Below are 15,246 nucleotides of genomic sequence, written 5' to 3' on the forward strand. Positions count from 1 at the left end.
GAGGTTTATGCAAGCAAAAGTACGTTTTATTTTTATAATTTTAAGTTTAATTTTAGGACTAAATTCATGTTTTAAAAAAGAAACTTACCCTTCCGTTCCGGTAGTTGAATTTAATGATTTTATTCTATATGGTCAACACGACAGTGCTACTTTCATCTTAAATTTTACAGATGGTGAAGGAGATATTGGTTTATTAGAGAGTGATACCCTTGCACCATATAATAAAGATGGTGAAAACTACAACAACCTCTTTTTATATTATTTTGAAAAAGACGATAGTCTTGGCTGGGTACCTGGTAAAGTAAACGGTGTTCCGATTGTGTTTTCTTTTAGAGTAGATCCTGTTTTGCCTTATGATAAATCCAAAGGGATAAAAGGTACCATTACTTATGCATTTGGTAAGGTGCAATTTTATAATCCATTTTCAGCTAACGCAGATACTATTAAATATCAATTTCAATTAGTCGATCGTGCTTTAAACTATAGTAATTTAGGGGAAACTGACCCCATTTACATTACCTTTTAGAATTATATGCTCATTTATATTTTATCGCGAAACAAAAATCTTTACTCCACGTCTAGAATTTTTGAAGAAGGCCGTAAGGCTGGACACCAAATCCGTGTCATCAATCATCTACATTGCGACCTACTCATTGAAAACAATCAGTTTGTGGTATTACAAGATGGAGAAGAATTACCAAAACCAGACTATATTATTCCTAGAATTGGGGCGAATGTAACGGGGTATGGAGAAAAGGTGATTCGTCATTTTGAAAAAATGGGGGTAAAAACCTTGACCTCAGCTATGGGCTTAATTCTTTCGAGAGATAAATTTAAATGCATGCAATGTCTGGTAGAACAAGGCATTGCTGTCCCCACTACTTACCTATCCGAAGATTTACATGAAGCGGAAGGGATAGTGACTAAAAAAATGGGGTATCCTTTTATATTAAAACTCATAGAAGGCACCCAAGGTATAGGTGTATTCTTAATTCCAGACCAAGAAACCGCGCAACGCTATTTCGATTTATATTCTGGTTCTAAAAATAAAGTGATTGTCCAAAAATTTGTTTCCGAATCGTTTGGACGAGACATTAGAATTATTGTCGTAGGCGATCAAGTTGTTGCCGCCATGGAAAGAGTTGCTTCGGCAAATGAATTTCGGTCGAACATTCACCGGGGTGGTTCTGGTAAAATAGTGAAACTATCTAAAATCGAAGAAGACTTAGCCATTAAAACCACCAAGGTTTTAGGTTTAAACATTGCTGGTGTAGATATTATTCGTTCTGCAAACGGTCCATTATTGCTAGAGGTAAATAGCTCACCTGGAATTGAAGGCATTGAAAAAACAACTGCAATTAACGTTGCTGCTGCAATTATAGAATATATCGCACATGGAAATTAACAACACCATAATTGAACCGGGGACGAATACAACCATAGAACTCAATGTTTCTAAACTCCCTTCTGGCACAGTGATTAGTTTGTATGCACATGTGTTTAGGAGTAAAAAGCCTGGTCCAACCATTTTGATTACGGGCGGAGTACACGGAGACGAGATAAACGGTGTTGAAATTGTAAGACGAGCAGTTGCGCAAAAATTGTTTAATAAATTAAAATGTGGTACTGTGATCACTATTCCATTAGTGAATTTATACGGCTTTAATAATTTTTCTCGCGATTTACCAGACGGTAAAGATGTTAATCGCAGTTTTCCAGGCTCTCATATTGGGTCTTTAGCCGCTAGAGTTGCCAGCACCATCACCCGTCACATCATTCCCATTGTCGATATGGGTATTGATTTTCATACCGGTGGCTCAAGTATTTATAATTACCCACAAATTAGGGCCAATAGTGAGGATGCTGCCAGCATAGCTTTGGCGAATATTTTTGCTCCACCCTTAATTTTGGAATCTGGATTATTAGCAAAATCATTCCGAAAAGAATGCTTTAAGCATAACGTTCCTATGGTTGTATTTGAAGGTGGAGAATCTTTAAGAATAGACGCCTTATCCATAACGGAAGGAATAAACGGTATTAAACGGGTACTAAATCACTATCAGATGACAGCGGATGAAGTACCTGTACAAAAACCTGTAACTTATCAAAGCCAGACTTGGATGCGGGCTACTGCATCTGGAATTTTTGTCGCACAAAAACAATCGGGTGAATGGGTGAAAAAAGGAGAATTAATGGGATATATAACAGACCCATACACTAGTAAAATTCATAAAGTAACAGCAAAAAGAGATGCTTTTATATTTGGTCACGACAATAAGTCTGTGGTGAATGTTGGGAAGGCTTTGTTTCATATTTGTTATTAAAAACAAGTATTTTTTAAAATAATTCCTCCAATACTTTTTTGCGGTATTCAAAAATTTCATGCAACTTTTTCTCAATCACCAAAGAATTTGCAATGCTACCCAAAAAACCAAATGGCGGTTGGTAACTTACAATATCAGTCATCATCACCCCACCTTCAACTTTTTCAATTCGGTGCTCATGATGCCATACTTTATATGGACCCATTCTTTGCTCATCCACAAAAAACTTACCTCTTTCTACTTTTGTTATTTCTGTCACCCAGGTGGTTCTTATACCAAGTAAAGGTGTAACCTGGTAGACAATAATCATCCCCTCATACATTTCTTCTTCCGGTGTCTCAGAGGTAATTTCGAACCCCATATAATCTGGCGTAATTTTTTTTAAATTAACCGGATTAGAAATAAAATGCCAGAGCGTTTCAATGTCTGTATGAACAAATTGTTTTCTTTTGAATTGATAAAATCCCATGTTTCGATTTAATGTGTTAAAAAATATTAGCAGCACCTATTCCCTTAGCAACTTTCTGTCTAATATAGACAATAAACTTGAAATAAGTCCAGGAATTTTTACATCAATTATTCAGAATAATCTTTGAGTAATGAACGGTAATTAGTTAATATTTTTGATCTGCTTATAAAGCCTTCAAAATTCCTATTTTCGTTCAATAAAGGCAATTGCCATACATCTGCTTCGTCAAACATTTTAGTAACCTGCATAACGGAATCATCATGACCGACAACAAAAGGAGGGTTAATGGCTAAGTCCATTATACTGGTATCTTCAATTGCAATTTTACCCAATAGATATGGCCGCAGTTGGACCCGATTAATGACCCCAAAAAATTGTTGGTGATTGTCAATAACAGCAATTGTATTTTGGTCGCTTTTCCTAAACAGTTGCAACACCTCATCCATACTATTATTCGTATTGATTATACATGTGTTTGTATTCATACACTCTTTCAGTGAAATGTGTGCCAGTATGTTTTGATCTTGTTGGGTCGTGAAAATTTCCCCTTTTTCAGCCAATTCAAGATAAACAGGATTAATCGGAGAAAAAAAGCGATTGATAGCGTATGCAATCACAGACACAATCATCAGAGGAACAAACAGATCATATCCACTACTGACTTCCGCTATTAAAAATATGGCTGTAAGTGGCGCATACATGGCTCCTGACATTACACCAGCCATGCCTACAAGCATTAAATTAGTGGTAGGTACATCACCAAAACCCATCCATTCTAACACATAACCAAATAAAAAGCCCAGAAATCCGCCAGCGACCAAAGAAGGAGCGAAGTTACCACCATTACCACCAGCACTTAAGGTAATACTAGTTGCAAATGCTTTCAGTAAAATAGCGCAAACTAAAAATAAAATTACAATGGCATTTGAGGACTCAAAATAACGGAATAAACTTTCATGAATTAACAAATCAACATTACCCTGGTGCAGTGTTTTAATGTGTAAATATCCTTCGCCATAAAGTGGCGGAAATAAAACACAGAGCAAGGACAATAATGACCCGCCAATTAATGCCTTCAATAAGAATTTATTTTTTTTAAACCCGTTAAAGAAGTGGTGTACCTTTTGCCCCACTACTAAAAAATATCGGGCATATAAACCTGTTAATACCCCTAAAATAATAAAGTAAATTACATTAGTGTGGTTAAATATTTCGCGGGCCTGTAAATTAAACAATACTTCTTCGTTTAAAATAATGGTAGAAAGTAAACTGCCGCAAATGGCAGCAATTACCAAAGGAATAAAGTCGGTAAACACCAAACCTGTCAACAGTATTTCAAAAGCGAACATTACACCAGCAATAGGTGCATTAAATGCAGCAGCAATACCAGCAGCAGCACCCGAAGCCAACAATAAAGTTCTTTCTTTAAAGCCAAGTCTATACCTTAAGGCATAATTAGAACCAATAGCAGAACCAGTTACCGCAATAGGGGTTTCTAGTCCGACAGAACCACCAAACCCGACAGTAATACCACTTTGTATAATTTGGGAATACATTTTATTTGACTTTACCCTACTTTGATTTTGAGAAATATCTTTTAACACAAAAGAAAGTTCTTTTTCTTCATCTGATTTAAAGAGGTATTTAACAATTAAAGTGGTAAGTGTAATACCGATCAATGGTAAAATAGCGTAAACGAAAATACGGACTTCGAAAGGAATACTATTGTTAAGAAAAGACTGAATATAGTGGACGTAAATTTTTAAGAAAACCCCTGCTAAACCTGCACTTAATCCGACCAGAATCCCCGAAATGATAAGAAATTGTGACCTACTAATTTTTTGGCTCAACCAAATTAAAAATATTTCAATAAAATTAAACCTGCGAAATGGGTAATTAATAAATGCCTTTCTAAAAAGTAGAAAGTTTATATATAAGCGTTTTAATTTTCTTAACATGCTAATAAATCTTCTGCCACAAAGGTAGCTTCAAATAGGACAATTAGGACTTTAACGACAACAAAATTCCACTTAATAAAAAGTATTTTCTATCGGCATAAATTACAGTCTTCGCAGTTTTTGATCTCACCGTAATAGGTCTCCCTATAATGATGGACAGTTTTAATTGGTAAACCTAAAAAATGCTTTTTTATATAGGTCACTCTTGTCCTTAATCTCCCCATTTGTGGAGAGAATCTATTTTCTGTTTGAATTGTTCTTTTAATGGTCAGTAATTTCATAAATATAAATTAGTATTTTAAGTCACCGCAATCTCTTAAAAAAGAGGCGTAAAGTTTTAAGCCAAGTAAATTGACTTATTAATTATTTAGGGGGAGAGTAATGCTAAGATTAATTAGCAAGGCATGACATTATACCCCAGGAGGGATAAATTTTTCTGATTGGGTACGGAAAACCAAAAAATTAAATGTAAAAATACCTTGGTTATTGTTTTCGTGATTAAATTTCATCATGCCTTGCAAAGGTATAGATTAACCTTCAAACGGCCAAAAACAATACAATTTATCTAAAAAAAGGTCTATTTAAGTCCTGAAAATGGAAATTATAATAATTTTTCAAGCATTTCAATTAAAGATGGATCGGAAGGTCGTGAAACATTTGCATCTATAATAATCCCTTCTTCATCCAATAGAATAAATTTTGGAACACCATAAATCATATAATCTACAAGGAATGGAATATTTAAGTCTGGCGCAAAAAGCTGTATTCCTCTTAGTTCTTTTTCGGCTACCATTTTTCGCCAACTTTCTTCGGTATCCATTGCACAGATACTTACAAACTCTATATCCCTTCCCTTAAAGTGTGCTTCCAATTCTTTTAAATGTGGTATTTCAACCAGGCAAGGCATACACCATGTCGCCCAAACATCAATATAAACCAATTTACCTTTTAAATCTTCTAATTTAATCACATTGTCATGGCTATCCTTTAATTCAAAGGTAGGAGATACTTGTCCTTTTTGCACTTTTTGTAATCGTTGGTACTTTTCCGAAAGTTCGGTTAAATAGGACTCCTTTTTTAATGCGCCTTGGATTAGGTCGTATACCTTTTCCAATTCCTTTGTATTGTCTAACTCCCACTTTCCAACATCATACAATAACGCTTCCTTTATCTTTATATTTTTCACCTTCTTAACGATATGCTGTGCATACAATAAGGTATAGTCCTCATCATACTTGTCCAACATTAAATTGACTTCGCCTCTTAAATAGGACGCAACAAAGTTTAAGTAAGCCGGTGACTTTAATAGTTTTTCATCTGTTAAATTAATGTCCGCATACGCGTTTGGATATTTGTCGGACACCTGAAAATCCTTTTCCTCTGTCAAATACCTTTTCATTCCTTCGAAATTCGAAATTTTTTGCAGATAATTAAATGACAATGTTTTTAACTCGATTCCCTTAAATTCAGCGTCCATATTTTTTTGTCCCATTAAAAATGATTTTTGAACACTATATAATGAGTCGGCTAATGATAAAAAATTTGCTTCGGATAATTTTGTGTAGAAGCCATAATAATTCAACTTTCCAAAATCCTCTAGGATCAACGCTTTTTTTGCCAAATAATTATTTTCTACAGCCCCCATACCACTGTAAATAATAGACTCATCAAATTGCGTGGTATTTAAATGCAAGTTTAAATGGAAGCCAGGTTTTAAATAAACTGTGGTATTTTCATTTCCATCCTCCAAATAATAATAACCTTCTACCACAAAAAAAGTATCCTGAAAAGTTCCCTCCTCATTTATATTCATTTGTAAAACAACATTCCTTCTTAAGTCTAGCAATGAAATATGATTGGTATTTGGATTTTCAATTTTACCAGTAAAAATTATACTACTTTCCTTTTTTGCCGATTGACTGGAACAGAACATTAAGATTATTGCTAATAATAGTGGGCCAAAAGTTCTTTCCATGTTATTCAATTTAGTACTGAAATTCAATTTATTATTACCAAATATAATAAAATACTTATTCTTTTTTTTATTTTCTTATTGTTTTCACTTTAGCCAACATCCATTTTACATTGACCATGTAGAAGACCATTTTTACAATGTAAATTAATGTAAAAGAAAAACAAATACTCTTTTAATCAACCAGAAAGACATAGATTTGCTTATATGGTTATTAAGCTACTGCCTTTACTATTTTTTATTGCAGCCCTTATTTATTTAATGTGGCTTTAGCCAAAGAGGAAACCCCTCCTATTGAAATTGCATTGCGCATGATAGGTCATCAAATCATGTTAAATAATGGAGACAGTACTTCTCGTGTTTTACCCATTCAAAAAACAGGCAATCAATACACAATAAAATTTGATACGCCATTTGGTTTTGAACCTGAAAACTTGGTACAAACCATTGACGCCATAGTATTAAAAACGAATATTTCGAGTGCTTATACGGTAGCAGTAAAAACCTGTGATACCCATTCAATTGTTTATAGTTATAAAGTAGGTCTTACTGACGACACAGACATTATTCCGTGTAAAAAACGCATCCAAGAGCCAGCTTGTTACTATATAGTTTTCAATTTAATCGCACCGCCTTTAAACCAAATTGAAAAATCAGAAAATTCTGCTTTATTTTGGATTATCGCAGTGGGGACAATTTTGACACTACTACTTCTCTTTTTCTATTCGTCGAAAAATAAACCGACCAACATGGATCCCGACACAGTTTTAATAGGTATTTATAAATTCAACAAGAAGCAAATGACATTATCTTTTAAAGATGAATTTATCGAATTGTCGAGCAAGGAGACAAACTTACTTGACTTATTATATTCAGCAGCAAACACTACTTTAGACCGAGGCGAAATTTTAAATCGCGTATGGGGAGATGAGGGAGATTATGTTGGAAGGACACTAGATGTATTTATTTCTAAATTAAGAAAGAAATTAGAAAATGATAAAAGTATTAAAATCAAGAATATCCGCGGAATTGGATATCAATTAATTCTAGACATGCCTACAAGTACATAAGCTGGGTTTTCTTTCTTATTTTTTTTGCTCCGTTTTTTTATAAATCCATTCCATTAAAAAGCAAGCAGCAATAATAGAAACGGCAATCATTACGCTATTTTGATTAGAAATAAACTGTTGTTGAATTAAAACCAACAAGGCTACTGCACAAAGAATTGCACCCGTCAGCGCTATCATTTTTTTTCCATTTGTCTCAGCCGACAATTTAAAACCTACAAAATTCACCACCGCAAAAATGAGTAAAAAACCTACACTACCTGTCGTGGAAATGCTCTCAATATTTAAGGTGTTAGTCAGTATTAAAGTAGCTACAGTCGTAATTATCAAACCCACTGGTTGATTCCATAATTGGTAAGTCAATTGATGCGGCATTTCATCATCTTCTGCAATTTCATAGCTCACTCTACTGCCTCCATATAAAGAAGCATTGATGGCCGAAAATGTGGAAATGAGAGCTGCCACCGTAATGATGGTAAATCCAATTTTACCTAGCATTGGTTTTGCCGCTTCCGCTAGCACATAATCTTCTGCGGTGGCAATAGTTTTAAAGGGTAAAGATCCAACTGTTACAATGGCAATTATGATATACAATAGTATTACAAAAATGATTGAGTAATAATAAGCTTTAGGTATGTTCTTTTTGGGATTTTCAATATCTGGAGCAGCGTTGGCAATTAACTCAAAACCTTCATAAGCTACAAAAATGACCATTCCTCCGGTTAAAAGCATAATAGGGGATTCCCAATTTTCAGGCGACAACTGACTTAAATTTGGATTACCAAATAAGCCATAAATGCCTACACCAATAAAACCTATTAATATAACCAGTTTAATTACGACAGCATAAGTTTCTATAATACCTACTACTTTAATACTGTAATAATTAATAGCAGTAGCCAAGATTACAATGGCCGTGGCATATATATGGAAGTCGTAACTACTATTTGTAATCGCCCATAAATTTGGCGCATAAGAACCAAAGGCTGAAGCATAAAGGGACAACATGATGATATAGCTCGCCCAAAGTAAATTATTCATTCCACCACTAAAAATGGTTTTACCTAATCCTACATTGATAAATTTGACTGTACCTCCCCTATCTGGATAGGTAACTGAAAGTTTTACATAGGAATAAGAAGTTATTAATGCTATGATACCTGCGAATAAAAAAGCAATGGGTGTACCGCCTTTAGATAAAGAGACAGCTAAGCCGAGTACGGCAAAAATACCGCCGCCAACCATGCCGCCAATCCCAATAGACATGGCCTCTTTTACACCTATTTTATTACTCATAACACCTGTTTAAACTGAACCAGTGTGGCGAAGTTACAAAACAACTTTATTTGCATGTTATATTAGGTGGACTAAATAATTTTTAGATTATTTGGCTTCAAACAATTCTTTTGTTAAGCCATTGTTGAATTTAATATTCGACCAGCTTACATTTACCCATTTATCGGTCAGTGGTTCTGCATCCCAATTGGCTTTGGTATATTTTCTCTTGGTTGGTATTAAAAGTCCATCCACGTTTTCATACGTTAAACACATTAAATTTGGAGCCGACACATTAAAATCCATTACGGTAAATAAAAACTGATCTACCAATCCTGTTTTTTGATTGATGTACAATTGATAAGTATCCGTTGGTTTATCATTTTCAGACTGAAAAGTTACTTTTACGATATCATATGTATTGTTATCTTTCGTATAATCTCCTATAAATTCATAATTCAACCCTGGATCCAATAGTTTTTGCATCATGGTAAACCAATACAAGTTTGTTTTACGATTAAAAGTTACTTTTGGTCTGTGCTCACCTAACTCAATAATAGAATCATTTTGTTTTAACCAAAAGTCATTGCCATTATAACCTTGCTCAATTACGCCTTCAAGCGCAGATAAAGTTCTTTGGTGTTTATGGTATTTTCCGTAAGACAATTCTCCATCAAAAATATATTTCTCTGTCACACTGTCCATTTTTTGATCCGGTGTAATATAAGTGTAATCATAAACCACATCTTTTAATTGACTTAATTTTTCGTAATTCCCTACTTTCTGTACAAAATTATAAACCAATTCTTCGCCTTTATTTTTAAATACAGGAATTTCTTGAATGGTTTTGGTTTCTACAGGGGATTCTTGACAAGATGCCAGCAGTAATGCAATAAATAATAGTGGAATTAATTTCATAAAATGATGATGTGTGTGTGATTATATTTTGCAAGTATAAGGCTACTCCTCCCCTTATAGTTGCATTGCCTGTTAATAAATACTAAAAGTTATTTTTTGTCCATTGGGAAGCAATTTATTAATTTACCCTCAATTACACCATAGGCAATGTCACATACATTGTACTATTTCACAAAGCAGTAAGCCTTTTTACCCAAAAAGGTGATTACACCTTAATAGACCCCTTACATTAAGGTTGTTTTACTGCCATAAGAAATATGAATTTAGAGGAAGAATTCTCCAGAATAAGTCAAAGCTAAATCAATCGGATGTTGGCTTAAAATCAGATAGAAGAGCAAACACATTTCCTTTTGCTTGTTGGTTAACAATTACTTTTTCCAATTTTTTTAAACTAAAATTAGTCATGGCTTTTGGGTGTGCAATAAACACCAAATGTTGCTGTTGTTTTAGTTGGGCAGCCTTTACCATAGCATTTGCTTTTGTAATAAAATATCCTTCCGTATTGGCTGCTAATAATTTTCCTTTGGTCAGCATTTCTTTCCGCATTCCCACCGAAGGCACAGGATAACCGTCGCCCAGAGGTTTGTGATTTTTCGGGAATAACCTACCAAGAATAAAGAGCTTCCAAAAAAACCATTTCGAGAAAAAAAATGACCCAATAGGCACTTCGATAAAACTGCCATTCGCTACTTCAAGAGTTAGGTCGTTTTCAAAATGCCAATACGCTTTATTAGGTACTTCAGTAAAATCATAATAGTAAGGTGCAATGGTATTTTTACCGCCAGGGAAAACCGTAGAATCAATTCTTAAACCGGCTTTTTTAAAGGCTTTTTCCATTTTTGAAAAGGGCTGTAGACACCAACCACCAGCACGATAAACAGTAACTGGCTTCCCTGTTATTCCCTTTAATATACTTTGGTATTCCAATACAATACTTTCTATTTCTGAAGTATTAAAGTCACTTAATTTATAGCGACGCACGTCCATGTCCCAACTTTCGCCATTGAATTGACAGTCTTCCCAATGTGGGTGTATGTGTAATTGACAATCGTGTCCTTCTTCTACCAGTAATTTTATTTGTGCAACCACTGCTTGATAATCTCTAATTGCAGCAGGAAAATGCGCGTAATGCTTTAATGCTTTTAAATAACCGACATCAATAAAAAAAACCATCTTCGCACCGGTACGTTTCGCTATTTCCCTTAACGTATTGGTTGGTGCTAAAATGGATTTTTGAACAGAACCTGTTGGGGTTCCAAAATATAACTCGTAATCGTAGGTGAGGTATAATTGCACAATTATTGGTTCATGGCTTCAAACTTTTCTATTAATTGCTCTGCCGAAAGTCCAATATTTTCAATTCTTGAATTGGCATCATTTACCAAACCAGAATTCGGATATTTTTCCAGAAATTCTTGGTAATAAGTTTTCGCCAAGCTGGTATCTCTAATTTCAAAATCTACATGATTAGCACGGTTAAAATAAACAGCTTCAAGTCTTTTATAATTCGGATAACTTTTAATAATCTCATTCAATATATCCACCGATCTATTTGGATTATTCACACTTAAATACAAATCTGAAGTTCTTAATAGATAATCAGGTGCTTCCTTAGAAGTAGGGAAATGATTGACATAATCTTGAAACAATACCAATGCTTTTACCAAGTGCTTTTGTGCAGGAATCCCATTGCTAATACTATCTTCAATTGCCCGTAATTCACCAATAAAAAAGGCACTATCAAATTCGCCATTATCTACTTTCTCATTGTCTTTTGCGGGGGTACAAGCTGTGAACATCAAGCTTAACCCACCAATAATCATTGCAATTTTTCTCATCTTATTTTCTTCTTTTAACCAAAGGGAATTTCATTCTATATGGTACATCCACTTCTCCTTTGGATATGTTAATTAATTTCTTTTTTATCATCCGTTTTTTTAACGGTGATAGATGGTCAGTAAATAGGATACCATCTACATGGTCGTATTCATGTTGAATAATTCTAGCAGCATATCCATCATAGGTCTCTTCGTGAAAGGTCCAATTTTCGTCATAATAAGAAATTTTGATGGTTGGTTTTCTAAAAACATCTTCCCTAATTTTTGGAATACTTAAACAACCTTCAGCAAAAGCCCATTCCTCACCACTTTCTTCTTCGATAATAGGATTAATAAATATTTTTTTAAAACCATCTAATCCTTCTGCCATTGGATCTGGTTCCTCTCCTTCTTCTACTTCAGCAAAAGGAGATGCATCCACAATAAATAAACGAATAGATTTATTAATCTGCGGCGCAGCTAAACCAACACCACTTGCCTCGTACATGGTTTCAAACATGTTCTCAATTAAAAGATCCAAGTCTTTATAATCTTTGTCTATTTCTTCTCCTTCTTTCTTTAATATGGCATCTCCATATCCTATAATTGGTAAAATCATTCGAACTAATTTTTTACAAAAATAATTGATTTCTCTTTAAAAGAAGTCATTGAATGGTTAAAAGTCCTTTTTTTTTACTGAATGGGGTAATATTAAATCTGGAAAAGTAACATTTCTCACTTTAAAGCTATTTTTAGTCCTTATTTTTGTACCATGAAAAACTTCTTTAAAACTAACTGGTCTACTTTTTTAATGTTATCGCTTACCATTGGTTTATTACCTTTTAATCCGCCTCATATTTGGGGTAAATTAAAATGGATTGCTGGTGGAGGTGCTTTTTCTGGACCAGATGCCATGAAAGCAATGGATTGGTTTGACGTTTTAATGCATGGAACACCTTGGGTGCTTCTTTTACTATCCGGATTATTTTACGCCGCGGATTTATTTAAAACAAAGTCGCCACAAAAATAGACTGGATACTAGGCAAAGGTTTTTCGTTATATAGATATATTTTCCGATTACCTACCTTAAAAACATGGTCATAATACCATCCTTTAAAAACTACTTTCTCTAAGGTGACTGCAATTTCAATATCTCTATTTTTAGTTGCTGTCAATGCATATTGATGTGGTCGAAAATGAATATCTCCCCCTTGGTGGTAAACCGTATTAATAATTCCAAAAAAACCAGCTTCTAATTTATCAGTCGGTGCTTGATAAAAATTAATAGGGGAATCGGTGCGTACTACTTTCCCCCCCTTTAAAAACATTACTTTTTCTCCCCAACGCATAGTCTCTTCGGCACTATGGGATACTAGAATTAAAGTAATATTATATTTTTTTAAATAGACATCAATATAATTTTCAATTTTATTCCGCAAGTTAAAGTCTAATTGATTAAAGGGTTCATCTAACAACAATAAATCAGGTTCATCTGCCAAAGCCCTTGCAATTGCCAACCTTTGTTTTTGTCCTCCTGAAAGGGTATTCGCTAAGCGTTGACTATATTTTTGGAGTCCAGTCAACTTCAGTAATTCGTTGATTCTTGAAGACTTGTATGCATCATCAAAAGCCAATAATTTTAAGCGAATATTTTCGGTAACGGTATGGAAATTATCTAATTCAAAATCTTGGTTTACTAATTTAATACGGTCATGCCCAGGCACCAATCTTTCGGCTGGACCTCGAACTTTTTCGCCATCAAAATAAAGGCTACCTGCGGTAGGCTGGAGTAATCCTGCCAAGGTTTTTAATAAAGTTGTTTTTCCACAACCACTTTGACCAACCATTACTAATCGTTCTCCTTTTTCGAGGGAGAAACTAATGTTATTCAATATAATTTTATCCTCGAATTTAACTTTTATTTTTTCAACTACCAACATTAAAAACCGGATATAATCAGGGTACAAGATTTATTAAATGGCGCAGGGTTCCGATAGCTTGGATGCTGAATATTCACAATCATGTGCTTGCCGTCGGGCGTAAATACCACCCCTGTAGTTTCGGCATTTTTTGGTGCGATTGCAAAACGCATTAAGTCATCTACAGTTGGATTTTTAATCGCCATATCTAAAAAGTACAATTCATTTTGATAGTGTTTTGCATTTTTACCCGAACGCCCTCTATCATATCCAATCATATCTTCACTCAACACCAAGTAAGTACGACCACCAATGGTAAAGCTAGTATTACAATCGGGGCTGGAGAATACACCAATACTATCTTTCATTACTCCCCCTTCCAAGTAGACAGACATTTTGTTCGTTGTGGGATCAAATTCAAGTATTCTACCATAAGGGTCATCAAAGTCTTCCCCGCTTTCCCCTTCTCTTAAGTTGGCTTTAGCATAGTTGGTAAATTGTCCACCCTTTGCATGGGATTGGGTTAAATTATAATGGTCTTCTCCAGTTTCACAAATGTAAAGTTTGCCATTTATTTCCTCAATCCACTCGTGTCGGATAAACATGGTAGCTCCCAATTTTAAAGCCACATTACTTACGTCTAACCATGCAGCAGTATCTTTTGGAATTGGCAACCACTTCCCTGTTTCTCCATCTGCAGACTGTTGAAAAGCAAAAAGGGATCCAGTATTATAATCATAAGGCGTATCTGTTTCAAACTTAAAGAAAATACCTGGGTTCATATCATCTGTTAAATAAACGGCTTTACCATCTTTAGAACACAAAGCATCTTCGTGCACAAACTTCCCCATTTGATAATGCTTTTTGATTACTTTTTTAGTCTTTGGGTCTACTTCAACAACAAAGCCCATATTTTGATAAGCTGGTCGACCATTCACCCAAGAAGTATCTCTTAAACCTTTACCATCCATGTATAGGTAATTTGTTTGGTGACTCCAAGATTCTTCACAGGTAAAAATAGTACCATTTGGCGTTAAACTGCCACCACAATTACGGTTAGTATATCCTACCTCAGAAAAATCTATGTGTTCATAATCCGAAACGACCTGCCAAACACTATCCTTCCTCTCAATCTCAAACATGGTAGCACCACCACCATCCCCCAAACCATCATCTTTATGTTTCGTTTCGTGACTGATGTACACCCAACCTTTTGTATTTGGATGGTTTTCATTAGGTATAAAGACAGACAAATCATGGTTTCCTTTCGCTGGAAATTTCTTGCCATCTGCTCGCGTAACCAAATCTTTTTCAGAAAATAAAACTTGGTAAGTAAATCCTTCCGGCAACAATAGATCTTGTGTATTGAAATTTGACACCAAACTCTTAAATAAAGGCGTAGTATCTATTACTACTTTGGTTTTCATCAAAGTATCCTTCATTACTACTTCAGGTGTAACCATGGTCGGTTGCGTTTCACATGCTAGAAATACGATACTAAATAATAAGAAATAAAAGGTTTTCATT

At 34.6% G+C, this 15,246-nt stretch carries 15 protein-coding genes; 5 read left to right on the plus strand and 10 right to left on the minus strand.

Annotated elements, in window-relative coordinates:
- The first annotated feature begins 7 nt into the window (after window positions 1-7).
- The 3 genes from DNU06_RS00435 to DNU06_RS00445 are packed head-to-tail and all read left to right on the plus strand — an operon-like array spanning window position 8 to window position 2,324.
- Window positions 8-526 carry a hypothetical protein gene (locus DNU06_RS00435; protein ID WP_111061237.1) on the plus strand — a complete coding sequence of 173 codons (519 nt, stop codon included), beginning with the start codon at window positions 8-10 and terminating at the stop codon, window positions 524-526.
- A gap of 6 nt (window positions 527-532) precedes the next feature.
- A complete protein-coding gene (locus tag DNU06_RS00440; RefSeq protein ID WP_111061238.1) occupies window positions 533-1,405 on the plus strand; it encodes an ATP-grasp domain-containing protein in 873 nt (290 codons plus the stop codon).
- Entirely contained in the window at window positions 1,395-2,324 is a 930-nt protein-coding gene (locus tag DNU06_RS00445) for a succinylglutamate desuccinylase/aspartoacylase family protein (RefSeq protein WP_111061239.1), read from the plus strand. Before DNU06_RS00440 ends, DNU06_RS00445 begins: the two co-directional genes overlap by 11 nt.
- 13 nt (window positions 2,325-2,337) lie before the next feature.
- Here the strand turns inward: DNU06_RS00445 and DNU06_RS00450 are convergent, their stop codons facing one another.
- The 3 genes from DNU06_RS00450 to DNU06_RS00465 form a co-directional block, all read right to left on the minus strand.
- Window positions 2,338-2,793, minus strand: a complete 456-nt coding sequence (locus DNU06_RS00450) for an SRPBCC family protein (RefSeq protein ID WP_111061240.1) — start codon at window positions 2,791-2,793, stop codon at window positions 2,338-2,340.
- Window positions 2,794-2,900: 107 nt separating this feature from the next.
- Window positions 2,901-4,751, minus strand: coding sequence for a chloride channel protein (locus DNU06_RS00455; protein WP_111061241.1), 1,851 nt, complete (start codon window positions 4,749-4,751; stop codon window positions 2,901-2,903).
- A 601-nt stretch (window positions 4,752-5,352) separates the two neighbouring features.
- A complete protein-coding gene (locus tag DNU06_RS00465; RefSeq protein ID WP_111061243.1) occupies window positions 5,353-6,726 on the minus strand; it encodes a TlpA family protein disulfide reductase in 1,374 nt (457 codons plus the stop codon).
- A gap of 260 nt (window positions 6,727-6,986) precedes the next feature.
- Here DNU06_RS00465 and DNU06_RS00470 point away from each other — a divergent pair, with 260 nt between their 5' ends.
- On the plus strand, window positions 6,987-7,793 hold the full coding sequence (locus tag DNU06_RS00470) for a winged helix-turn-helix domain-containing protein (protein WP_111061244.1): 807 nt from the start codon (window positions 6,987-6,989) through the stop codon (window positions 7,791-7,793).
- Between the two features lie 15 nt (window positions 7,794-7,808).
- Here DNU06_RS00470 and DNU06_RS00475 read toward each other — a convergent pair whose 3' ends face one another.
- The 5 genes from DNU06_RS00475 to def all read right to left on the minus strand — a co-directional run bounded on the left by DNU06_RS00475 (window position 7,809) and on the right by def (window position 12,419).
- Window positions 7,809-9,086 (minus strand): APC family permease, encoded by a 1,278-nt coding sequence (locus DNU06_RS00475; RefSeq protein WP_111061245.1) that lies wholly within the window; start codon window positions 9,084-9,086, stop codon window positions 7,809-7,811.
- Window positions 9,087-9,173: 87 nt separating this feature from the next.
- The gene (locus DNU06_RS00480; RefSeq protein ID WP_111061246.1) at window positions 9,174-9,983 is read right to left on the minus strand and encodes a DUF6503 family protein; all 810 of its coding nucleotides are present in this window, start codon (window positions 9,981-9,983) and stop codon (window positions 9,174-9,176) included.
- A gap of 300 nt (window positions 9,984-10,283) precedes the next feature.
- On the minus strand, window positions 10,284-11,279 hold the full coding sequence (locus DNU06_RS00485; protein WP_111061247.1) for a polysaccharide deacetylase family protein: 996 nt from the start codon (window positions 11,277-11,279) through the stop codon (window positions 10,284-10,286).
- 2 nt (window positions 11,280-11,281) lie between these two features.
- On the minus strand, window positions 11,282-11,821 hold the full coding sequence (locus DNU06_RS00490; RefSeq protein WP_111061248.1) for a tetratricopeptide repeat protein: 540 nt from the start codon (window positions 11,819-11,821) through the stop codon (window positions 11,282-11,284).
- 1 nt (window position 11,822) lies between these two features.
- Complete coding sequence (def, locus tag DNU06_RS00495; RefSeq protein ID WP_111061249.1) at window positions 11,823-12,419, minus strand: peptide deformylase; 597 nt, start codon at window positions 12,417-12,419, stop codon at window positions 11,823-11,825.
- 153 nt (window positions 12,420-12,572) lie between these two features.
- Between def and DNU06_RS00500 the strand changes: the two genes are divergently transcribed.
- Complete coding sequence (locus tag DNU06_RS00500; protein WP_111061250.1) at window positions 12,573-12,830, plus strand: hypothetical protein; 258 nt, start codon at window positions 12,573-12,575, stop codon at window positions 12,828-12,830.
- On the opposite strand, the gene DNU06_RS00505 is transcribed toward DNU06_RS00500, so the two are convergent.
- Both DNU06_RS00505 and DNU06_RS00510 read right to left on the minus strand, forming a co-directional pair.
- Window positions 12,805-13,740, minus strand: a complete 936-nt coding sequence (locus tag DNU06_RS00505) for an ABC transporter ATP-binding protein (protein ID WP_111061251.1) — start codon at window positions 13,738-13,740, stop codon at window positions 12,805-12,807. The two genes, DNU06_RS00500 and DNU06_RS00505, sit on opposite strands and share 26 nt — an antisense overlap.
- Window positions 13,740-15,245 (minus strand): PhoX family protein, encoded by a 1,506-nt coding sequence (locus DNU06_RS00510; RefSeq protein WP_111061252.1) that lies wholly within the window; start codon window positions 15,243-15,245, stop codon window positions 13,740-13,742. The genes DNU06_RS00505 and DNU06_RS00510 overlap by 1 nt, the downstream gene beginning before the upstream one ends.
- Window position 15,246 lies beyond the last annotated feature (1 nt).

Source organism: Putridiphycobacter roseus (genome assembly GCF_003234935.1).
Taxonomy (GTDB): Bacteria; Bacteroidota; Bacteroidia; order Flavobacteriales_D; family Crocinitomicaceae; genus Putridiphycobacter; species Putridiphycobacter roseus.